This is a genomic window from Clostridia bacterium, from assembly GCA_035628995.1.
GTDB lineage: Bacteria > Bacillota > Clostridia > Lutisporales > Lutisporaceae > BRH-c25.
The window spans coordinates 102,355-123,858 of record DASPIR010000021.1 but is presented as its reverse complement, the minus strand read 5'-3'; the positions used below and the strand labels follow the sequence as shown (position 1 = coordinate 123,858).

The following is a 21,504-nucleotide window of genomic DNA, read 5'->3' as shown; positions in this document are numbered from 1 at the left end:
TGTTGTTTCCGTTTGTTGCAAGTACTTCAAATACTCCGTCTCCAAGCTCAAGTATGGATACGTCGAAGGTACCGCCGCCAAGGTCAAATACCAGTATCTTCTGGTTTTCTTCCTTGTCTAGGCCATATGCAAGGGAAGCTGCCGTCGGCTCATTTATTATCCTCAATACTTCAAGACCCGCTATCTTTCCGGCGTCCTTTGTTGCCTGTCTCTGGCTGTCGCTGAAGTATGCAGGTACGGTTATGACCGCCTGGGTGATCTTCTCGCCGAGATAAGCTTCTGCATCCTGTTTCAGCTTTGTAAGAATCATAGCTGATATTTCCTGAGGAGTATAGTTCTTATCATCAATAGAAACCTTGTGCCCTGTTCCCATTTCTCTCTTTATTGAAATTACTGTTCTATCAGGGTTTGTTACTGCCTGCCTTTTTGCCACCTGGCCTACAAGCCTCTCCCCTGTTTTTGAAAATCCTACTACTGAGGGTGTTGTCCTTCCGCCTTCGGCGTTAGGAATTACTACCGGCTCTCCGCCTTCCATAACAGCAACACAAGAGTTAGTAGTTCCCAAGTCAATACCTATTACTTTTGCCATTTATAGTTTTCCTCCTTAATATTTTAGTCAATTATTGCTTTGCCGACACCTTTACCAGTGCTGGCCTGATTACTTTGCTGCCTAGTATGTATCCCTTCTGGAATACTTCTTTTACCTTGTTTTCTCCCTCATCCTCATTCTCAACAGGCACCTGCATTACAGCATGATGTATATTAGGATCAAATTCCTGCTCTAAGGCTTCAATTTCCTTGACCCCGTTCCTGTCCAGAACCTCCAGCAGCTGTTTGCATACCATTCCCACACCATTAATATATTTCTCATCCAGCTGATCGTTTCTGAAGGCTGCCGCAGCCCGTTCTATGTTGTCAACCACAGGGAGCAGCTGCTGTACAATGGTTTCCAGAGCGACGCCGTACATTTCTTCCCTTTCCTTGGCGACTCTCTTTTTATAATTGTCAAAATCCGCTTGCATCCTGAGAAGTCTGTTGTAGTTTTCCTCCGATTGCTTCCTGAGTTCTTCAACCTCTTTGTCTATGCATTCTTCCGGCTTGTCGGCGCAGGCATCATCAGCCTGCTCTCCAGCCTTCACATCTGTTTCGGAAATTTCCCCGGAAGCCTCGGTATCCATGTTTTTAACCTGCTCTGCTTCCTCTGAAGTGTGCTTCTTATGCTTCATTAATCTGACCACCTTTAAGCTAATATTTTCACCTTAACGTTTGAGGATCTTTGTCAACATGTCACTAAGATTGTTAGTCATGTACTCCACAATTGAGATGGCTTTTCCATACTCCATCCTTGTGGGTCCTATTATTCCGACAGAGCCTATTGTTTTGCCGTTTATCCTATAGGTTGCCGTAATCAAGCTGCAGTCCTTGAACTGCTCAAGCTGGTTTTCACTTCCTATGCTTACATTTACATCGCCTTTGACATCATTCAGGACTTTGAACAAAAGGTCCTTTTCCTCCATTGTATTTAGGAAGCTCCTTGCCTTGTTTATATCACTATATTCAGGCAGATTCAGAATGTTTGACACCCCATCATGGTATACATCTGCAGTATCTGAGTAGAATAGTGTCTGTATCAGCTCGGGGACAATCTGTTCTATAATCTCTCCATGACCCATGGAATTATTTCTCATGTATTCAAGGTCAAAGTTCTCTATGTCCTCCATTCCCAACCCTGCCAGCTTGTCGTTAAGCATATTTGTTATCCTTATCAGGGCATCAGGATGCACATCCTGCACAAGCCTGAGAACGCTGTTCTTGACTATCCCCGCATCCGTTATTATTACTGCAAGAACAGTAGCCTTATCTATCCTAATGAGCTGTATCTGCTTCAATCCGGTTCTGCGGAGCTGTGGGGCCATTACTATGGATGTGTATTGAGTCATTTGAGAAAGCAGCCTGGATGCATGCTTAACCAGACGGTCAATCTCTCCCAGGGTGTCAAGGAACTCCTTCTTTATCATTTCCCTCTGAGCTTCATTAACTGTTTTCTGTCTCATAATCTTATCTACGTAAAGTCGGTAGCCTTTGTCTGAGGGAATTCTTCCTGCCGAAGTATGAGGCTGTTCTATAAAGCCCATCTCCTCCAGGTCAGCCATTTCATTTCTTATAGTTGCAGGGCTTGTTCCTGTCAGGTACTTCTTGGATATGGTACGTGATCCGACAGGCTCAGCAGTGTTTATATAATCTTCTATTATAGCTTGAAGAATAAGTCTTTTCCTTTCTCCCAGGTCCATCCGTTTCACCACCCTTGTTAGCACTCTATTGTATCGAGTGCTAATTCTGTCTTTAAAATATCATTGGTAAATATTTTTGTCAATAGGTTTGCGAAAAAAAATTCCTATTTTTCATAGGAATGCTTCAAATAAATTCAATAAAAACAGAATTGGATAAATCTCTTCCTATATCAGTAAGCTTCAGTCTGCCTGCTTCCGTAAAAACAAGTCCATTGGCTGTGAGCTTATCCAGGGCGCCCCCGTATCTGCTTTGGAAGTCCACTCCATACTTTCTTTCAAATTCAGGCAAATCCAGTCCTTCATTAAGTCTTAGCGCCAGGAATATCGTTTCCCACATATCCTCATCCTGTGAAAGCTCCTCGTGTCCTTCAACCGGCAGATCCCCCTGCAGCATAATATTCCTATATTGATCAATATCCCTGTAATTCCAGAACCTTCTGCCATCAATCTTGGAATGGCTTCCTGCCCCGACCCCGAGATATTCCTCGTTTCTCCAATATATGAGGTTATGCTTGCATTCCATATTTTTTTGTGCAAAATTGGATATCTCATACTGACTGTAGCCGTGCTCATTCATTATATCCTCAGCTGCCTTATACATTTCCCTGTCTATTTCCTCATCAGGCAGCTGTATCCTGTCCTTTTCATGCATTTCCCAGAGTTTGGTCCCTTCCTCTAATTTGAGACTATAGCAGGAAATATGCTCCACGCCCAGCTCACATACCTTCTCCACAGTTTCCTTCCACATGGGCAAGGTCTGATTGGGAAGTGCGAACATTAGGTCTGCATTTATGTTTTCAAAACCTGCTTTCCTTGCACTACTATATGCATTCAGGAAATCCTCTGTATTGTGAATCCTTCCTAACCCCTTAAGCAGTATATCCTGCCATGCCTGCAAGCCTATGCTCAGCCTGTTTATTCCCAGGCTTCTATAGTACTTGAGGCTTTCATAGGTAACTGTCCCCGGGTTGGATTCCATACTTATTTCCGCCCCTGCCTTTATATAGGGTGCAATCTTTTCCATAAGGTCGCCTATCAAAAAATAATTAATAACGGTGGGAGTACCCCCACCGATAAAAACTGTCTTATATATGAAGTTGTATTTTTCCTGGTATGCTTCCAGTTCCCGGAGAAGCGCCGCAACATAGTCAGCTGCATCGCCTTCCCTGCATTCATAGGAGTTGAAATCACAATACAGGCACTTGCTCCTGCAAAAGGGTATATGGATGTACAACCCAACTTCTTTCATTTGCTTCACCCTTGTTTTCTTAATCGTCAAGCTTAAGGACTGACATGAAGGCTTCCTGCGGCAGTTCTACGCTTCCTACCTGCCTCATTCTCTTCTTTCCTTCCTTCTGCTTTTCCAAAAGCTTCTTCTTTCTTGTTATGTCCCCGCCATAGCATTTGGCGAGTACGTCTTTTCGCATTGCTTTCACTGTTTCCCTGGCAATAATCTTGCCGCCGATGGCTGCTTGTATGGGGATCTCAAACATCTGCCTTGGAATTACGTTCTTGAGCTTTTCAACCATAGACCTTCCACGGGCATATGCTTTTTCTTTGTGAACTATAAATGAAAGTGCGTCTACAGTCTCGGTATTTAGCAGTATATCCAGCTTTACAAGCTCTGATTTCTCGTAGCCCATAAGCTCGTAATCAAAGGAGGCATAGCCCTTTGTCCTGGATTTCAACGCGTCGAAGAAGTCATATATTATCTCATTCAAGGGCAGTTCATAATGAATAATCGCCCTTTTTGCTTCCATGTATTGCATATCCTTGAAGGTACCTCTTCGGCTCTGGCAGAGCTCCATAATTGCGCCTACATATTCTGTCGGAGTCATGACTGTTGCCTTTACAATCGGTTCCTCCATAAAATCTATTTCCTGTATATCGGGCATGTTCGTCGGATTTGATACCTCCAGCATTTCGCCGTTGGTTTTTGTTATGTGGTATATTACGCTGGGTGCAGTGGTTACCAGGTTAAGATTGTACTCTCTTTCAAGTCTCTCTTGAATTATTTCCATATGAAGAAGTCCCAGGAAACCGCATCTGAAGCCAAAGCCCAACGCTATCGAGGTTTCCGGCTCGAAAAGCAGTGCCGCATCATTAAGCTGCAGCTTTTCAAGAGCATCTCTAAGATTGTCATAATCAGCGCCGTCAGCCGGATAAATACCGCAATATACCATGGATGTAACCTTCCTGTAACCGTGAAGCGCTTCTTTACAAGGATTGTCCGCATTTGTTATGGTATCGCCGACATGAATATCCTTTACATTCTTGATGCTGGCAGACACATAGCCTACATCACCCGCCATAAGTATTCCCGTGGGGTTCAATTGAGGCTTCATTGTACCTACCTCAACCACCTCATACTCCTTGCCGTTTTGCATCATTCGCATTTTCATGCCCGGCTTCAGTACTCCGTCTATTATTCTTATATATGCTATGACCCCTCTATAGCTGTCGTAGAAAGAGTCGAAAATCAACGCTTTAAGCGGTGCCTCCTCATCTCCAGTCGGATGGGGTATATACTTGACTATACCTTCAAGAACCTCTTCAATATTCAAGCCCTCCTTGGCAGACACTAATGCAGCATAAGAGGAATCAAGACCTATTACATCCTCGATTTCCTTCTTTACAAACTCAGGATCTGCGCTGGGAAGGTCGATTTTGTTGATAACGGGATATAACTCCAAATTGTTGTCCAAGGCAAGATATACATTTGCCAAAGTCTGGGCTTCAATACCCTGAGTAGCATCAACTACAAGTACTGCCCCCTCACAGGCAGCAAGACTCCTGGATACCTCATAGGTAAAATCCACATGTCCAGGGGTATCAATAAGATTGAAGGTATATTCCTGTCCGTCCTGCGCTTTATAACCAAGCTTGATGGATTGAAGCTTTATTGTGATTCCTCTTTCTCTTTCGAGATCCATGTTGTCAAGTACCTGCGCTTCCATATCTCTGCTGGAAATAACGCCGGTCTTTTCAATGAGCCTGTCAGCTAAAGTTGACTTTCCGTGGTCTATATGAGCTATTATGCAGAAATTCCTGATATGTTCTTGTCTATCACTTGCCATAAACGGCTTTCCTCCTTCATGTCCTAAAAAATCTATATTTAAATAGTCTTATGCCATCATTTCTTTAATCTCATAAATTATAGCACATTACATTTTAACATTAAACATATATCTGCAAAAACACAAGGAGTATAATGCTTGGCTGCAGTACACTCCTAATTAGTGGTCTTCAATTGACAATTTCACATCATTTCCGTGAATTCTGCATTTTAGCCCTGACAGCTTTCACGACGCTTTCGTAACACCTTTTTGAATTGGAAATAACAGCATCAGTTACCTTGATGACCGGCTCTATATTTAGCAAGAACTTTTCACCGGCAATATCAAGCCTTAGCAAATTATCCTCCTGCAATGACACTGCCATTGCATATTTGTCATCATTGCACATAATCATTCTTCTTGTTGACATATCTGTAGCATTTATGAAAAAAACCAGCAGAGCGATGCAGAAAAATATTGCTGATACTTTCTGCAGTTTATGCTTGAATTCTTCATTTCGTTGCTTCTTTTGACTTATTCGTTTTTCCATATGCACCTATTCCTCAAGGTCTTTCATTACTTCTCCGAGTACCTTACTAAAAAGCTGAGCAGAATACTGGGCTTCCTCGGTTGTATTTAGCATGCACCCTATCTCCACCAGCATAGAATGATTGCTGAAATACTGATTGTATTTGCCTCTTTGCATTACAGTAATTTTCAAGAATAATCCAGGATATAGTTTATCCATTTTTTTCTTCAGATATACCGCAAATTTCTCGAGCTCTGGGTAGTTTGGATTTCCTTTAGCAATGACCAGCATGATTCTTGCAGCGCTTTTCTTATTTATGTTAACTGTATACTCTGCCTTACTGGCTTTTTTCTCAGCTTCACTCTTTACTTCAAAAGCATCCCTGTGCAAATCAAGTATTACATTTAACGATTTATACCTATTAAGATTGTTTTTTATTGTAACTAATGAGTTTGCATAGGAATATGCATAGGACTGCTTATCATGAAGCGTCTTGTCATGAACCACCTTATATTTGTATTTATCCTGCAGTTCCTTAGTTAATACATTTCCTGCTGCTATTACACTATTTTTCTCATTCAGGGTATGGTAGTTGCCCTCACTATTGGGCATGTAGCTCTCTGTTGCATGAGAATGATATATAAGTACCTGTGGAGAATTTTTTACTATATCAATTTTCCCGGGTAGTCCGACTTTGTCTTCAGCAATCTGAGGTGCTTGAGTCCCGGCAGGAGTCGAAGGCTGCTGTCCATGTGCCGAACCCTCTGAAGTATACTCATCTTCTTCGCTGAAATAAATCGCCCCTTCGGGTGCATCCTCAAAATTGGTAACATTGGCAGGATCTGCATTGCCAGCAGTCTCAGCACCATTGTTTCCTGCAAATATGAAAGTGGATGGATCATACTGACTGAAGGCTGTAAAGGCTATATTCAAATATGTAATAGGATTGCTCATATCCGTATGAAGTCCATCTGTCAAGCTGCTTGCAGCTGAAGCCAAAAGCCCCGGCATCGGACAGCCGTAATCCATCTCATAGCTCACTTTAGCCTTGGTTATTACAGTATTGATCAACTGTATTGAGAGATTATTGGAGTATTCCTCCATCTTCAGCCTTTTTCCAATATCATAATTAAAGACCTCGACGGCATCGGTTGAATTGCTGTCAGACGGGCCCATATCACTTCTATGCGAGCCGGTATAAGTATCAGGAGTATACAACCATTTGAAAAAGAAAAACATTACTGCGACTGCCAGTATGACAAAAAGAGCAAACAGCCATTTCTTGTTCAACCAATACACCTCTTTTCTTCCGCACCTTATAACTCTGTTCACGGAACAAATTAAGTTTGCCTGTTTACACTTATATGCCATACTGTCCTAATATATGAATGCAAATAAAAAAAACGGCTTTTGCCGTTTTGAGATTGCCAACAAATGGAACGGGGGAACGGGTACCACGGTTTTTCTTTGAAAAAACACTGAAATCCACGAAATACACGGCGGGAAAAAATATTCTGAACATAAGTAATAATCGATAAAGAAGTAAGTATCAAAACTCGATAATGTCGCTATTATTATGTAAAATTAACCATGTAATTCCGTAGGAATCCGTGGAACATCCGTGTGTTCAGTGGTACCCGTTCCTTTCTGTCACATTCTTCTACGTATACCTATACGTGGCTATGATATGGCTGTTCTTATTTTGGTGCTCTTATTTATCTCAAACGGCTCTCACCGTTTTTAACTAAGATATCTATCCATATCCTCAGGGCCGATGCTGGGGTGCAGTGCGAGATTGAGCCCATTGGCTATTACTATTGCTACATCATCAATAAGCCTGTCTATTTCCTTCGGGGTGACCATCAGATTACCTATAAATGGGGATATGACTTCGCTTATAAGCTTATACTTCTCATTTCTATCCATAGTCTTCAGCATGTTGTAGAACTCTCCGCCAGTAGGGGACTCACTTATAAGGGAATCTATCACCAAATCAATGGTGTCGTTAGCCATGGTAGCCGCATCTACAACAGTCGGAACTCCAATAGCTATCACAGGCACACCCATGCTTTCCTGACTCAGCTCTTTCCTGTTGTTGCCAACTCCGGACCCCGGATTTATACCTGTATCCGCAAGCTGGATGGTGGTGCTCACCCTCTCCATTTTCCTCGAGGCTAAAGCATCAATGGCTATTACAAGATTTGGCTTTACTCTGTCTACTATTCCCTTGATTATTTCGCTGGTCTCAATTCCTGTGATTCCTAAAACCCCGGGAGCCACAGCGCATACTGACCTTACACCCTCATCAATCTGCTCAGGCACATATTCTTTGATATGGCGTGTGACCAGCAGATGTTCTATCACTCTCGGCCCCAATGCGTCTGGGGTGACATTCCAGTTACCCAGACCTACTACCAGTATTACCGACTGGTCATTCAGCTCCACTATGCTGGCCACTTCTTTTGCAAGCATTCTCCCTACTTCATCATGGAGATCCTTATCATTATCTTTGAGATTAGGGACTTCGATAGTAATGTAGTTTCCTTTAGGCTTACCTATTATCCGAGCACCTACATCTTCAACAACCTTGACTCTTGTGACAGTGATATCCTCCTGCTTGTCAACATCCACCAGCACTCCTGGTATATCTCCCTTATTCTCCTGCTTGTTATAGAATTCCCTCGCTTCAATAGCCAAGTCTGTTCTTATTCTAGCCACAGCAATCCCTCCAAAAATCCTTAAAAATCTATTTTGAATACTTTATTTTTTTATCTTTTACAATTGAAAGTTTGCACTTTAGTAATTGTTTTTATGCAAAATGAATTTTGGGTTGATACTATAATCAAAAATGGGTACACTTTAGATTGAAATCATATTAAATACAATATGCTTGCATTTATTTGGTTAATATGATAAAATACCTTTTGTTAATTGAATTTTGAAGGAGGTGAAGGATTTGGCAAATATCAAGTCAGCTATAAAAAGAATTAAAGTTACTGAATTCAAGACAAGAAGAAATAAAATGATTGTTTCCTCCTTGAAAACTTCAATAAAAAGGTTTGAAGCTTCCGTAAAGACCGGCAATATGAATGACGCTCAGGAAGAATACCAGAAGGTTGTTAGTCAAATAGACAAAGCAGTCGCTAAGGGTACTCTCCATAAGAATACAGCCTCAAGGAAGAAATCCAGATTGTCCAAGAAGTTGAAAGCTACAGCTTAATAATTGAATGTAAAATTTAAACCCTGATTATTCAGGGTTTTTCACTTTTTTGCATATATTATTCAAATAGCCCTACAAGCAGCATTTCCATAGCCAGCCGCTCCCCCATCCTGCCTGACTTAATGCTGAGCTCTGTATCCAGGCATTTTCTAAACGCAGACTGAAGAACCTGTCTTTTTATTGATGAACTGTACTTTATACAAAGCTTTACTGTATACTCATGCAGCTTGAGCTTTGCAGATATGCTGACCGCATCAAACCTTTTGCTGTATAGCTCAGATACCTCAAGCATATTCTTTATTTGTCTGGAAAGCAGACCCAGTATCCCAAAGCTGTTCTCCCCCTCTAAGAGCATATCACCATACAGCCTGAGGCTGCGGTCAACATCCTTTTCAGAACAGGCATTTATAAGCTTGAATATATCATTCTCAATATTTCGTGGAACAACAGCCTCAATATGTGTCATCAGAATGTCAGTTGAATTGCCAACAAAGCCTACCAGCTTTTTTATTTCATTCTCAACATCGTACATAGTCTTGCTTCCGTTTTTATCTAAATAGCCTATACTATTTATAAAATGGTCCAGCTCCCTGGAACCAATGCTTTTACCACTCTTGCCAAGGCCTTTCCTTATCCACTGGGCAAGTTCATCCCTGTCTATCCTATCAAATTCATATACCGCTCCATGCTTTTTCAGCTCATTGACCAGCTTTTTTCTTTTATCAATACCTCCATAGGAAATAAGAGCAAGGCATGTGGTATCACTAATATTTCCTACCACATCTATAAAAGGCTGCGCGTCCTTTCCAGGAGCTGTTGCTTCCTCCCCATCACCCTTGCTTTTCAATACTCCCAAATCCCTGACCACCACCAGCCTTCTATCAGAACCGAAGGGAAAGGTCTCACAAGCTGCCAAAAACTCAGAGGCATCCAGTTTTTCTCCTTCCAGCTGTGTATAGTTAAGCTCGGGGAAAGAAGTAACCACTGCATTTCTCAGTGCTTCCAAGCCTTTGTCTATAAGATAAGTCTCGCTGCCGTATATAAGGTAAACTGATTTGATGCTGTTGTTCTTAATATCACTCATTAGCTGCCTATAGCTCATAACTTCATCACCCTACCTGTTTTTTATTGCTTCCTTTTAAATTATAATATATAACTTGGACTCTGGGCAATAGATATCTGGTTTTCAGGAATGTCATCCTGAACATAGTGAAGGATCTAAGACCATCAAGGAATACTTGAGAGTATTTGTTTGGGTTATACTCACCGAGATAAGATTCTTCGCTGCGCTCAGAATGACCCATAACGACAAGAGTACCCCTTCAACGCACAAGCCACGTATCAAAAAATCGCGCAACTCGAAACGCGTAACACGCAACTAATTATTTATCATCTTACCGTCTTTACCTTTACACTATTTCCGTCTGTAGTAACTATAACAGCACCTGACTCATCTGTCCTGAATACAAGGCTGCCGCTGTCGCTTAGCCTCTTCAGTGCCTCTGCTGAAGGGTGCCCAAAGTTGTTCGTTCCAACAGAAACCACACTGATATTAGGCTTGACTGTTTCAAGAAATTCTTCAGAAGAAGAGCGTCCGCTGCCATGATGAGGCACCTTCAGCACGCTTGACTCAATAACCCCAGCAGGGAGTTCAGCCTCCGTTTCCTTCCCTATATCTCCCGTAAGCAGCGCATGAAAACCCCCATATGTCAACCTGCCTACCAATGAGTTTTCATTTTCGTCTGACTTAGCCTCATCTCCCGGAAGCAAAAAGTCCATCCTGACTCCTCCTCCCAAGCTTATATAATCTCCCTTTCCAAGCCTATAAATTCTTATTCCTTTTCTATTGCACAGCTCCAATAATGCACCGCTATTCTTGGAAATACTATCCTTACCGGCAGAAACCTTTGGCAGTATGAGGTTTTTCACAGGATACACCTCCATTACCTTCAAGAGACCCTCCATATGATCATCATGCAAATGGGAGACTATTACTGTATCTATCCTCCATATTCCCTGATGCAGAAGCGCAGGAAGCGTTATCTTGCCTCCCACATCGTAGTAGTAATCGACCTTCTGTGATGAGCCTCCTCCATCAACCAGCACCACCTTTTTCCCAGGAATGCTGATGCAGCAGCTATCCCCCTGTCCTACATCAAAGAATACCAGCTTCAGGTTTCTTGACGGCAGGCTATAGAACGACAGTGCAATAACAACTGTAAGCAGATATGCTATTGTAATCCGACTTATATAAGTCCTGAAAAATGCTGACTTTGTGTAACCAAGCCCTATACAAATACCTCCATAATACAAAGCATAGATATATATAGGTAGGCTTGGGATGTGAAAGCCTGCTATCGGAAGCTCAGAAGCCGTCTTGATTATGTATGTCAGCAGGCTTATAAGGTAGTAATCCACAGAAAATATATAAAGTGCCAGAGCCTTGGATGCTATTCCTACGAACACCCCCACGAATCCAGCGATAGTAATTACCATAGATAAAGGAACTGCAATAATGTTTATTATTATACTGATAACAGAAATATAGTTGAAATAATATGCTAATACAGGCGCAAGGCCTAACCATACAGAAAGAGAGAGTGCCACAGTACTTCTAAGTGCCGATGGTATGCAGCGGAGCATGCCGTAAAAAGGCTGATATAGAAGTGCAATAGAGTACATTGCTCCAAAGGATATCATAAAGCCCGGGTCATACACCGCCAGAGGCTTTATCACAAGCATCAGCATGCCGGCAAAGGACACCGACGCCAAAAGATCATAATTACGCCCTGCAGCCTTGCCAGCCAAAAGCACCGCAAGCATCAGCAGAGCCCTTACAGAGGGCAGTGGGGCACCAATCAACAGTACATAATAAGTTATTATTAAAAAAATAATAAGTCCTTGAAGCTTCTTCTCCAATTTGAAGGGCATCATTGCGTATGTAAGCATCAGCATGAGAAACCCTACGTGGAGACCTGAGACTGAGAGAATGTGTGAAAGTCCTGTTCTCATATAGGCATCCCTGGTGTCCTCATCAATATCAGCCTTGTCTCCGGTTATTATACCGACAAGTATTGCTGCCTCTTCTTCAGGTAAAGCTTCATTAATAGTGTTCCTGACCTTCTCCTTGGACAGGTACAGCAGCTTCGCAAAAATTCCTATGCTGTCCTTTCTCAATAGAGAGGCACTATCTGCAATTATTAACTTGCTTATACCCTTGCTTTTATAATACAGCCTATAGTCGAAGTCACCCGGGTTCCTCTTTCCTTTCATATCCGAGCATTTGCCCTTCAAGGTTATTTGATCCCCGAATTTAAATGAGTTTTCTTTGCTTATCTTTAAAAAGACCTTCTCGCTAAAGTTGTAATGCTTCCCTTCATGGATAACTGTCAAACATTTAGCCGGATACTGCAAGTAATCTCCTTTTTCTGCTGCATTTCCAGTAATCACACATTCATAAACCGCTGTCTTTCCATCCAATACACCAAGCTTGCTGCCCAATCCAATAGACAAACTATAGTCTAGCATTCCTCCCAAAAAAACCACAAGCATAAAAGCAGCCTTAAGGTTTGTCCTGTTTCTCCTGTTCAGAAACAAAACAGCTGCAGACAATAAAAAACTACCCAGTATAATCAGCATACCAGGTAATATAATGCTCGCAGCCAATATGCCGCAAAAGAAGGAGAAGGCGAAGGCCGCCATATCATATCCGACCGGCTTATTATCAATGCTTTGGTTAATTTCCACCATATTCCACATCCATATCTTTGTTTGTGACCTCTAATATGGTTTCTACCAAAACTTTCAATATCCTTCTATTTAATTACATTTTTCTCAATTTTATACAGGAAATCCACTAATGCTTTTGTCTCATCAGTATTTCTCATAAACATCCTTAACAGGTCAATATGATGTTTATCTTCTGCAATTATCAGTCTTGAAATTTCCTCAAAGCCGCCCTTAATGCTATTGTAAAAACTAATAGAGTTCTTTATATCCACTATTGGATCCCTTCTACCGTGAATGCAAAGAACAGGCTGCTTATTATCCTCTCTCACCCGTCTTATAGGATCGGCGTCAGCATAATCCTCTTCATTTCTTAGAAATCCATGCAGACCCAGTTTTATCTGTTTTGCATCACAACCGGCAAAATTCATTGGGCCGCTTATTAGTATCATTGCAGAAAAAATCCTTGGATCTAAACCATAGTCTCTGAGATTCCCTTCATCAAGAACAAGCAGCCCGGCAAGTTGAGCACCGGCAGACTGACCAGCCGCTATGACCCGGTCAACTGCTACGCCCTGTTCTTTTAATGTCCTTATACCTGCTGCGAGACCTTCACAAATATCCTCAAGCTGTGCAGGGTACTTGTATTTGGGAGTATGCCTATAACCGCCCAATATAACGTTAAAGCCTAATTTTGCAAAGAAGCTGCCTACAAAGGTAAAGCTTTCAGCACTCCCCGCAGCCCATCCGCCTCCATGGATGAAAAAGATGATATTTTTCTTGGGCTCAGCCGTTTTCAATGCATTAATAACTATAGCATACTGATACTCATCGTTTCCAAATTGTATTTTCTTTCTTGATATTTGCGGTATTTTCTTTGTATTCGCTCTATACATGCTGCACAATATTAACGGAAGACTTAGATATTCTTCGAATATCCATGTATTCATGTGATCATCCCTTCTCCTATAACAAACAGGCATAAATAAAGCACGGAACGCTTCATTTATGCCTGTTTTGACAGCTAAATAAAATAACTCTTATTATCTCCTGCTATTTCCAGAATCCCGTTATATACCTGAGTCGCTTCCTGAACATATTTTCCAATCTGCACGTCCGGCAGAAAATGCGTAAGCAGCAGCCTCTTTACCCCTGCATCTTCTGCAATCTGTGCCGCCTCTCTTGCCGTAAGATGCATAACTCTTATGAACTTTTCGTCCCTTTCCAGCAGGCCTGCTTCGCAAATGAACAAGTCAGCGTTTTTAGCAAATTCAACAAGTCCATCATTTTTGCTGGTATCCCCTGAATATACGAACTTTTTCGAGTCCTTTTCTATGCATATAGCATAGTTCTTGTAGCCATGAACCATTTCTCTGAAGCTTATCTGAAGATCACCAATCTCCAGCTTTTCTGCAGGGTCAATCGCAATAACCTCCAAGGCTTGCTTATATTTTAGCCTGTTGAATTCCTCAATGGGCTCTGCTGGGGCATAGATTTTTATCGGTTTTTCCATTTCACCCCTCATTAGCTTAATATCTGCAGCGTAGCGAAGTATCATTACATCACTCATATGATCACTGTGAAGATGCGAAAGTATAATAGCCGATATTTCTTCAATATCTATGTACTGCTGCAGCCTGCTTAGAACCCCGTTCCCAAAATCCAATACCACCTTTGTACTGCCGCTGTCTATCAGAAAACCCGAACAAGCGCCTCCAGCTTTTGGATAAGGTCCGTAATTGCCTAATACAGTCAGTTTCAATTCAATCCCTCCATTAAGACCTATGTTAGATACATTATATTCCATTTAGTAATTCTACAAACTAGATTATATACCATATATTTGCAATTTACCACCACAAAAGTTTTTCTAAAAGAAATAGCTGCATAAAGCAGCTATTTGAATACTACATAAATCTTGTTGGCAATATAGTGTCAATAAGACCAATTACCAGCGCTCCTATTACAGCTCCCAACAGGCTTACCTCCATACCAGGCACTAAATATTGTGCGAAATATATAACCGCAGCCGATACAAGGAAGCCTGAGATACCCCTGCCTATAGGAGATGTATCAAATCTAAACAGTTTTTCGATGAGGAAATCAGCTGCTGCTATCACAAGAGCACCAATAAGCGCTGTTGTAAAGCCTCCACGTATTCTGAATCCCGGAACAAAATAAGCAGTAACCATAAGTACTATTGCAGCAACTGCAAATCTGATAACAAAACCTAACACTCCAGTACCTGTCGTTCTTCTTTCTTGACCATTGTTGGATGTATTATTTCCCATGCAGTTCACCTCCTAAGTTTAATTTAACCTCAGGAGGATAAATATATACTACCAGAATTTGAGCATAAGCATCGATCATATTAAGCAATTTTTTTTATTAATTTCATTAAATATTTATAGAAAAAGGGCATAAGCGCAAAAACCGCAATAAAGGCAGCAGAGAAAGCAACTCTTCTTACGGACAGGCTCCTGACAGAATCGCCAAAAAAAACGTAAACAAATATACCCGGTAAAGAGCCAACCAAGGTGGCCAATATGTATTTGTCCGCTCTGGCCCTCGACATTCCTGCTATGATGGACACAACATCAAAGGGCAGGATAGGCACGACCCTCATTAGAAATATGCTGTAAAAGGAATCCTTTGATATATAACCCTCATACCTGTCATATTTGTGCCCCAAGGTCCGCTCTGCCCAGCTTTTTCCGAGGCTTCTGGCCAGATAGAAAGTGATGGCAGCGCCAGCAGTTAGTCCAATAAGTGTAAAAGCAGTGCCCATCAGCGGCCCAAAAAGCAGGCCACCCAGGGCGGACAGCACTCCACAGGGTATAAAAACCAACCCCCGCGCTGTGCACATCACTATAAAAACCACAGAGGCCATGCCTCCCAAACTTTCTATTGCTGCCTTCAACTGCTGCAATGAAAAACCCTTCATGTATCTAAATGTAAATACTGATACTGCTAAAAGCACCAACAGCAGCGAAAAGGCAAAGCCTCCTAAATAAACCCTCTTCTTATTCATTTTATTATTTCCTGTCCATATATGGCATATAAAGCTAATATTAGTACTTATACTATCCATATTTTCCTTTTATATTATTGCTTAGGAGCCCGCTTTATACTCACCATTTAGGAAATTGCTCTTTAACTTTAAGAGCTGATACTTTATTTACTTTTCCTTTTTTTTCTCTGATTTACCTGTTGAAAAGTGTTCTTTGTGCCGGAATAAAGTCCCGATGCTGAAAGCCCATACACAATGCCCTTAAATAGCCCCGCGCTGAGGCAACCAGGTTCCACAAAGAAAACCCCAATAATCGCCCCTACAATTACAGCTACTAATGCCGAGAACTTGCCGGGAAGCCCAAGCCCCTTTGCCATCTCTACTAAAGACATTATTATAGGTATTACCACCGTTTCATTTAGATTCATAAACCTACCCCCCTTTGCTCCTTTCTATTACATAGTATGCTTTGTACCAGAAATTGACCCAGCTTGTCATGCATGTTAATAATTATGAGTAAAAGTTGAATACTAGGATACGTAGTGATAGACTAAAGACAAATTATATTGGAGGTACATATGAAAACTGAGCGATTGTTTAATGATAATCCTTACCTAGAAGAGTTCAATGCTAAAGTTGTTGAAGTAATACCCTTTAATGATAAATATGGAGTTGTGCTGGACAAGACTGCCTTTTACCCCGAGGGAGGAGGGCAGCCTTCTGATACCGGACATTTAAATGATGTAAATGTACTACAGGTCATTGATAAGGATGGACAGCTGCTTCATATAGTTGATAAGCCGCTGGAATCGGAAACGGTTAAGGGCTTGATCAATTGGCCCAGGCGCTTTGACCACATGCAGCAGCATACCGGACAGCATATATTGTCTGAGTGCTTTGAAAAATTGCTGAACGGCAGTACCGACAGCTTCCACTTGGGCAAGGATATTGTAAGTATAGAAATCAACATAGAGAATTTCAACGACAGTGATATGCCACAAATTGAGAATATGGCAAATGCTATAATTTACAGCAACCTTCCTGTAACAGCAAAAATAGTGACTGACGAGGAACTGCAGAGCATACCCTTGAGAAAGAAACCAAAGGTTTCTGAGAATATCAGGATAGTTGAAGTGAAGGAATTCGACTACTCTCCATGCGGCGGGACCCATGTGGGTGCGACCGGAGAGGTCGGTATGATAAAGATTATAAATTGGGAAAAATGTAAAGGCGGCTTCAGATTCACTTTTGTATGCGGTTATAGAGCATTGAAAGACTACAGCCTGCAGAATTCCATCACAAGAGCTCTCGGAGAAAAACTATCAGTGCGGGATTTTGACATTGTAGAAGCTGTCGGCAAGCTGCAGGCAGATTACAGAATTGCAGTAAAGCAGCTATCGGCTGCAACACAGGAGCTTATAAAATACGAAGCCGAACAGCTATTGGCAGAAAGCAATCAGGTGGGCGGCTTAAAATTAATCAGTAAGATTCTAGAAGGCAGGAGCATGAATGATGCTAAGCTGCTTGCGCAGTATTTGACACAATCACCTGGCACTATAGTGTTATTGGCATGCAGGAACGAAACCGCTCAAGTCTTGTTCACCCGCTCCGAGGACGCAAGCATAGACATGAATAACCTTTTAAAAAAGGTATTCCCCATTATTGACGGAAAAGGCGGCGGGAACGCCAGGACAGCCCAAGGGGGCGGTGACAAAGTGGATAAGCTTGATGATTTTCTTAGTGCGGCTGCAAATATGCTTAATATATAGAATTTCTGTAGATTTTGCAAGGCTTCAGGAAACTATTTAGAACGGAGTGGTTTTATGCATAAGCGGATGTTTGAATTACTTCAAACATCCCCTTTTTTCCCATCTGACAGCTTATTCAGCTTAGACCCCAGTTTTTCACGCATTTCTGCCTTTTCACGGATTTCCTCCATATATTCCAGCTTGTAGTCAAGCTCCACAAAATACCTTCTCATATACTTCTTAAGCTTTCTCTGCACCTCATCTATCAAATGCCCCAAATCATCCGCACGATCTATTGCATCTTCAACATCCTTGCGGTGAGCCAGTGAAATCCTGTTGAACTCCTCTGCAGCACCGACTGATAGCCTGTAAGAGCTTACAAGCGGTACCAGAATTTCATTCAGATTACATACTTCCTTGAGAAAACCATCGTCCTTACTGTGATCAACCATTTTTCTCCATCCCCCAAAACTGCTTAATTATTTGCCTCAACTCAAGATTTCCAGGGCCTGTTTATGTACATCAATATAAATCTATGATATATTTATTTTTATAATGCAACTTTATTACAATATTTTGCATAGAATAATATCCGGGGTGTATATATGGATTTTAATACCGCTATAAGTCAGATACTAATATTATTCATTATCATGTTCATAGGAGTTGCAGCAAAAAGGAAAAGGATTATTGATATTGGCGTTCAGGATTCTATTTCAGTATTACTGATGAAAATTGCGCTCCCTGCCCTTATAGTCTCATCAACCAATTTTGAGAGAACCAGCGAAGTGCTCCCGAACATGATCAGCATATTGGTAATTACAATAGTATCCTATTTGTTGGTTATAATTTTTTGTATTATCACAGCCAAGTGGCTGCACTTTGATAAAAAGACTGCTAATGTGTTCATTTCCCTTATCGTATTTGGAAATGTCGGCTTTATGGGTTATCCCGTAGCCAGGGCTTTTTTTGCAGAGATAGGTGTCTTTTATGCAACTGTTGTAAACCTTGTATTTACAACCTTTCTCTGGACTTATGGCATATTGCTTTTCGACAGGCAGGAAAAGATAGACTTGAAAAAGCTCTTTAACTTAGGCTCAATTTCATCTTTCATTGCACTTTTAATGTTCGCGTTCCAGCTTAAGCTTCCTTATCCCCTTCAAACCGCAATGGACTTGACCGGAAAAATGACTGCTCCCCTTTCAATGCTTCTTATAGGAGCATTGATTGCTGAAATAGATATTTCAAAGCTTGTCTCAAACAAAAAAGTTTATCTGGTATCCTCCATCAAGCTTGTCATTATCCCTTTGGCAACAGCCTATTCTTTAAAATTCATGGGTTTTAATGCCATGGTAATATCAATCTGCACTATAATGGCTTCAATGCCTTCAGGCGCAACAAATGCAATTTTTGCAAGCCAATTTGATTCAGAACCATTGTTTGCTTCAGTTGGAGTATTTATTACCACGCTGCTAAGCATTCTTACATTACCACTCACTGTATATGTGCTTACTAATTTTATATTGTAGCTTTTCAATTTTCTTTTTCTTTATCCTAAATTTTCAACTCATGTAAAAGTAAAATCCATAGAATACTAATATTGAAAGGTGGTGTTTTATGGTGGCAAAAAACACAGAGATAACATATAAGACTATTACCGGAAAAAGAACTGGCAGGCGAAGCACAAGGATTCTCATACCTGAAGCCGAGGGTGCAATGGATAACCTGAAAAAGTCCATCGCCTCTGAGTTTGGAATAGATTTTACCGAGGATTATAAGGGCAACTTGTCAGCAAAGCAGTGCGGCAAGGTAGGCGGCGAGATGGTAAGAAGAATCATCGAGCAGATGAAGCATGAAATTACCCATTCTCCTGATAGGTTTCGTCAATGATAGAAACAAACCGAAGCTCTAGCAAGGTGGACTCAGCTTCAAAGAGGCTATCTGCCATAAGCATAGAAGTTTCGGTTTTTTTACGTGCTTTTCTGCTATTGCCCGCCATTGCTTTTTAAAATGGATTATGATATCATCTTTAAATGTGTGAGGCAAATAAATTCCCAAGAAACTGCCGATAATATTGATATTATGGGGGTAGATGGGTGCTGGTGTGCCCTCTGGTCTTCAAAACCAGTGTTTGGGGTTGGTAGCCTCATAGGTGGGTTCGATTCCCACATACTCCCGCCAAATTGCGTTTTCCTAAATTTATATAGATAAGAAAAAGGATCGACACTCATAGAGTGAGGTCCTTTTTTATTTGTTTTTCTAACATTTTTCTAACGTACAGTAAACTCCATGTGTTGCCAGATATTCAAAGCTTTTCCGCTTATACTTGCATAACATCCTTACTCTTACATATATTGACCATTTTTGAGCAATTATTACATATTATGCTTATTTTCAGAATTTTATAAATATTCCTATGTATTATATCATATTCTTATAATATAAATATTTATGGGGGGATATAAACATGGCGACCAAGATAGCGTATGCTCTTTATAAAACAGATACTGAGGAAAGAAACATCTACTACGAAGATTTAGACCAGGATGATTATGATACTAAGTATAAGTACAATCTATTCTGTATTACCCCTGGATGTGAGGCTCACATTAAGTTCACCGAAAGAACAGATGGAAAAAAGTTCTTTAGTACTTGGAATAAAGAAGGCAGTGCTCATAAAGATGATTGTCCCTTATTTGTTGTCTATAAGGGCAGTGTTACAAGAAATAGTGTTTATGGCAGTTATGTAAATGTTGATATTTCAGAGGATAGGATATTAGAATCGTTAAAAAGAAAAAGTAAAGACCTGAACACAGACCATAGTAAAGTAAACACAAACTCTAAGAAAAAGACTACTCGCAAAGTAAAGAAGGGTGGAATTAAGACTGCTGCAGGTTATAGATATTTACCTGGAGCAGACAATGTGCTAGATGATAAAAAACAGCGGTTTAGATTAAATAGTATTGATGCTAATTATGCGAGTGCTTTCTTAGGACAAAATAAAATGCTATATGGTATTATTGAAAGTGCTAAATTTATAAATGATGGGCAATATGGTTTTATTAATTTAAAAGTTGAGGATAAAGATACTTATCTATATTTACCCCAAGCATTCTATGCTGAAAGAACTAATGTAGATGATGTGAGAAGATTCATCAGCATTATAAATAATGAAATTAAAAAGAGAACTCTTAACTTCCTCTGTGTGGGCCTAATAGAAGATAAAAATGATAGAGTACGTATCACAGTTACTAACCCTTACTTTGTTTATATTAATGATAAATCCTACTTTGAAATAGTATACTCAGGAGTTATAAATAAGCCTCCCTACATAAACATATAATAAAAGTAAGGCACTATATTCAAATAGTGCCTTTTTCATGTTTGAATATAGCATTAGCAATTTTGTTTGCAGCTTCCTCCTGCATTTCCTTTAATACATGGCTATATAGGTCAAGGGTAATTCCTATAGTTGAGTGTCCCAATCTTTCAGAAGCTACTTTTGCAGGGATATTATTCTTAAGCATTAAGGTTGCATTTGTATGTCTCAGGTCATGGAATCTTATCTGAGGCAGTTTATTCCTTTTTAATATATCCCCGAATAATCCACTGAATGTACTAGGGTTAAATGGATGCCCATCATCATAGCAACTCACAAGGTCATTGTCTTAATAAGGTAAATGTCAGGCATTAGAGCTATTCTGCAAACAAGCCGTTTGAGATACGTTTCTTAATATGTAGAAATATGGTAGAATAATAATAGTTAATGGTTTAGTTAACTAATACCTTTGCAACCTCTGTGCCTGATACTTAATGTACTAGAGACACCTTTATTGAAAGCACTACTGGATGAGTCTATCCCACTCCATGAAGTAATGAATGCATTTGACATAAAGGTTTCTATAGCTTTCAATCTTTCTCAGT

The 21,504-nt window shown here is 40.6% G+C and carries 22 protein-coding genes and 1 tRNA gene; 6 read left to right on the top strand and 17 right to left on the bottom strand.

Translation table 11 applies throughout. The annotated features are described in order from the left end of the window. The 8 genes from VEB00_06470 to gpr all read right to left on the bottom strand — a co-directional run. The coding region (locus VEB00_06470) for an Hsp70 family protein (protein HYF82654.1) at positions 1-589 on the bottom strand (589 nt) is incomplete at its 3' end. 31 nt (positions 590-620) lie between these two features. Next, positions 621-1,226 carry a nucleotide exchange factor GrpE gene (grpE, locus tag VEB00_06465; protein ID HYF82653.1) on the bottom strand — a complete coding sequence of 202 codons (606 nt, stop codon included), beginning with the start codon at positions 1,224-1,226 and terminating at the stop codon, positions 621-623. Between the two features lie 33 nt (positions 1,227-1,259). Beyond that, positions 1,260-2,291 (bottom strand): heat-inducible transcriptional repressor HrcA, encoded by a 1,032-nt coding sequence (gene hrcA / locus VEB00_06460; protein HYF82652.1) that lies wholly within the window; start codon positions 2,289-2,291, stop codon positions 1,260-1,262. A 124-nt stretch (positions 2,292-2,415) separates the two neighbouring features. Beyond that, positions 2,416-3,540, bottom strand: coding sequence for a radical SAM family heme chaperone HemW (gene hemW, locus VEB00_06455; GenBank protein HYF82651.1), 1,125 nt, complete (start codon positions 3,538-3,540; stop codon positions 2,416-2,418). A gap of 19 nt (positions 3,541-3,559) precedes the next feature. After that, positions 3,560-5,368, bottom strand: coding sequence for a translation elongation factor 4 (lepA, locus tag VEB00_06450; protein HYF82650.1), 1,809 nt, complete (start codon positions 5,366-5,368; stop codon positions 3,560-3,562). Positions 5,369-5,555: 187 nt separating this feature from the next. Next, entirely contained in the window at positions 5,556-5,897 is a 342-nt protein-coding gene (locus VEB00_06445) for a hypothetical protein (GenBank protein HYF82649.1), read from the bottom strand. 6 nt (positions 5,898-5,903) lie between these two features. Further along, a complete protein-coding gene (locus VEB00_06440) occupies positions 5,904-7,166 on the bottom strand; it encodes a stage II sporulation protein P (protein ID HYF82648.1) in 1,263 nt (420 codons plus the stop codon). 450 nt (positions 7,167-7,616) lie between these two features. Continuing rightward, a complete protein-coding gene (gene gpr, locus VEB00_06435; protein ID HYF82647.1) occupies positions 7,617-8,594 on the bottom strand; it encodes a GPR endopeptidase in 978 nt (325 codons plus the stop codon). Between the two features lie 238 nt (positions 8,595-8,832). Here gpr and rpsT point away from each other — a divergent pair, with 238 nt between their 5' ends. Then, a complete protein-coding gene (rpsT, locus tag VEB00_06430) occupies positions 8,833-9,096 on the top strand; it encodes a 30S ribosomal protein S20 (GenBank protein ID HYF82646.1) in 264 nt (87 codons plus the stop codon). Positions 9,097-9,154: 58 nt separating this feature from the next. Here the strand turns inward: rpsT and holA are convergent, their stop codons facing one another. From holA to VEB00_06395, 7 genes are all read right to left on the bottom strand, one after another. Further along, positions 9,155-10,198, bottom strand: a complete 1,044-nt coding sequence (gene holA, locus VEB00_06425) for a DNA polymerase III subunit delta (GenBank protein ID HYF82645.1) — start codon at positions 10,196-10,198, stop codon at positions 9,155-9,157. Between the two features lie 287 nt (positions 10,199-10,485). After that, entirely contained in the window at positions 10,486-12,846 is a 2,361-nt protein-coding gene (locus tag VEB00_06420) for a DNA internalization-related competence protein ComEC/Rec2 (protein HYF82644.1), read from the bottom strand. A 65-nt stretch (positions 12,847-12,911) separates the two neighbouring features. Then, entirely contained in the window at positions 12,912-13,772 is an 861-nt protein-coding gene (locus VEB00_06415) for an alpha/beta hydrolase (protein HYF82643.1), read from the bottom strand. A gap of 74 nt (positions 13,773-13,846) precedes the next feature. After that, positions 13,847-14,584, bottom strand: coding sequence for an MBL fold metallo-hydrolase (locus VEB00_06410; protein ID HYF82642.1), 738 nt, complete (start codon positions 14,582-14,584; stop codon positions 13,847-13,849). Between the two features lie 145 nt (positions 14,585-14,729). Continuing rightward, a complete protein-coding gene (locus VEB00_06405) occupies positions 14,730-15,113 on the bottom strand; it encodes a phage holin family protein (GenBank protein HYF82641.1) in 384 nt (127 codons plus the stop codon). A gap of 80 nt (positions 15,114-15,193) precedes the next feature. Then, positions 15,194-15,853, bottom strand: coding sequence for a TVP38/TMEM64 family protein (locus VEB00_06400; GenBank protein ID HYF82640.1), 660 nt, complete (start codon positions 15,851-15,853; stop codon positions 15,194-15,196). A 143-nt stretch (positions 15,854-15,996) separates the two neighbouring features. Beyond that, positions 15,997-16,260, bottom strand: a complete 264-nt coding sequence (locus VEB00_06395; GenBank protein HYF82639.1) for a hypothetical protein — start codon at positions 16,258-16,260, stop codon at positions 15,997-15,999. A 150-nt stretch (positions 16,261-16,410) separates the two neighbouring features. On the opposite strand from VEB00_06395, the gene VEB00_06390 reads away from it, so the two are divergent. Continuing rightward, on the top strand, positions 16,411-17,601 hold the full coding sequence (locus VEB00_06390; protein ID HYF82638.1) for a DHHA1 domain-containing protein: 1,191 nt from the start codon (positions 16,411-16,413) through the stop codon (positions 17,599-17,601). A gap of 80 nt (positions 17,602-17,681) precedes the next feature. Here VEB00_06390 and VEB00_06385 read toward each other — a convergent pair whose 3' ends face one another. Further along, positions 17,682-18,032, bottom strand: coding sequence for a hypothetical protein (locus tag VEB00_06385; protein HYF82637.1), 351 nt, complete (start codon positions 18,030-18,032; stop codon positions 17,682-17,684). Positions 18,033-18,185: 153 nt separating this feature from the next. Between VEB00_06385 and VEB00_06380 the strand changes: the two genes are divergently transcribed. The 4 genes from VEB00_06380 to VEB00_06365 all read left to right on the top strand — a co-directional run bounded on the left by VEB00_06380 (position 18,186) and on the right by VEB00_06365 (position 20,923). Beyond that, entirely contained in the window at positions 18,186-19,109 is a 924-nt protein-coding gene (locus VEB00_06380; protein ID HYF82636.1) for an AEC family transporter, read from the top strand. A gap of 88 nt (positions 19,110-19,197) precedes the next feature. Next, entirely contained in the window at positions 19,198-19,470 is a 273-nt protein-coding gene (locus tag VEB00_06375; protein HYF82635.1) for an alpha/beta-type small acid-soluble spore protein, read from the top strand. A gap of 194 nt (positions 19,471-19,664) precedes the next feature. After that, positions 19,665-19,761, top strand: a tRNA-Sec gene (locus tag VEB00_06370). Positions 19,762-20,047: 286 nt separating this feature from the next. After that, on the top strand, positions 20,048-20,923 hold the full coding sequence (locus VEB00_06365) for a hypothetical protein (protein ID HYF82634.1): 876 nt from the start codon (positions 20,048-20,050) through the stop codon (positions 20,921-20,923). Positions 20,924-20,942: 19 nt separating this feature from the next. Here VEB00_06365 and VEB00_06360 read toward each other — a convergent pair whose 3' ends face one another. Further along, entirely contained in the window at positions 20,943-21,236 is a 294-nt protein-coding gene (locus tag VEB00_06360; GenBank protein HYF82633.1) for a tyrosine-type recombinase/integrase, read from the bottom strand. Positions 21,237-21,504 lie beyond the last annotated feature (268 nt).

What these genes read in the sequence shown, in the direction of transcription:
- grpE (HYF82653.1), bottom strand. Translation starts at nt 1,226, where the DNA reads ATGAAGCATAAGAAGCACACTTCAGAGGAAGCAGAGCAGGTTAAAAAC.
- hrcA (HYF82652.1), bottom strand. Translation starts at nt 2,291, where the DNA reads ATGGACCTGGGAGAAAGGAAAAGACTTATTCTTCAAGCTATAATAGAA.
- hemW (HYF82651.1), bottom strand. Translation starts at nt 3,540, where the DNA reads ATGAAAGAAGTTGGGTTGTACATCCATATACCCTTTTGCAGGAGCAAG.
- lepA (HYF82650.1), bottom strand. Translation starts at nt 5,368, where the DNA reads ATGGCAAGTGATAGACAAGAACATATCAGGAATTTCTGCATAATAGCT.
- VEB00_06445 (HYF82649.1), bottom strand. Translation starts at nt 5,897, where the DNA reads ATGGAAAAACGAATAAGTCAAAAGAAGCAACGAAATGAAGAATTCAAG.
- holA (HYF82645.1), bottom strand. Translation starts at nt 10,198, where the DNA reads ATGAGCTATAGGCAGCTAATGAGTGATATTAAGAACAACAGCATCAAA.
- VEB00_06420 (HYF82644.1), bottom strand. Translation starts at nt 12,846, where the DNA reads ATGGTGGAAATTAACCAAAGCATTGATAATAAGCCGGTCGGATATGAT.
- VEB00_06415 (HYF82643.1), bottom strand. Translation starts at nt 13,772, where the DNA reads ATGAATACATGGATATTCGAAGAATATCTAAGTCTTCCGTTAATATTG.
- VEB00_06405 (HYF82641.1), bottom strand. Translation starts at nt 15,113, where the DNA reads ATGGGAAATAATACATCCAACAATGGTCAAGAAAGAAGAACGACAGGT.
- VEB00_06400 (HYF82640.1), bottom strand. Translation starts at nt 15,853, where the DNA reads ATGAATAAGAAGAGGGTTTATTTAGGAGGCTTTGCCTTTTCGCTGCTG.
- VEB00_06395 (HYF82639.1), bottom strand. Translation starts at nt 16,260, where the DNA reads ATGAATCTAAATGAAACGGTGGTAATACCTATAATAATGTCTTTAGTA.
- VEB00_06390 (HYF82638.1), top strand. Translation starts at nt 16,411, where the DNA reads ATGAAAACTGAGCGATTGTTTAATGATAATCCTTACCTAGAAGAGTTC.
- VEB00_06385 (HYF82637.1), bottom strand. Translation starts at nt 18,032, where the DNA reads ATGGTTGATCACAGTAAGGACGATGGTTTTCTCAAGGAAGTATGTAAT.
- VEB00_06380 (HYF82636.1), top strand. Translation starts at nt 18,186, where the DNA reads ATGGATTTTAATACCGCTATAAGTCAGATACTAATATTATTCATTATC.
- VEB00_06375 (HYF82635.1), top strand. Translation starts at nt 19,198, where the DNA reads ATGGTGGCAAAAAACACAGAGATAACATATAAGACTATTACCGGAAAA.
- VEB00_06365 (HYF82634.1), top strand. Translation starts at nt 20,048, where the DNA reads ATGGCGACCAAGATAGCGTATGCTCTTTATAAAACAGATACTGAGGAA.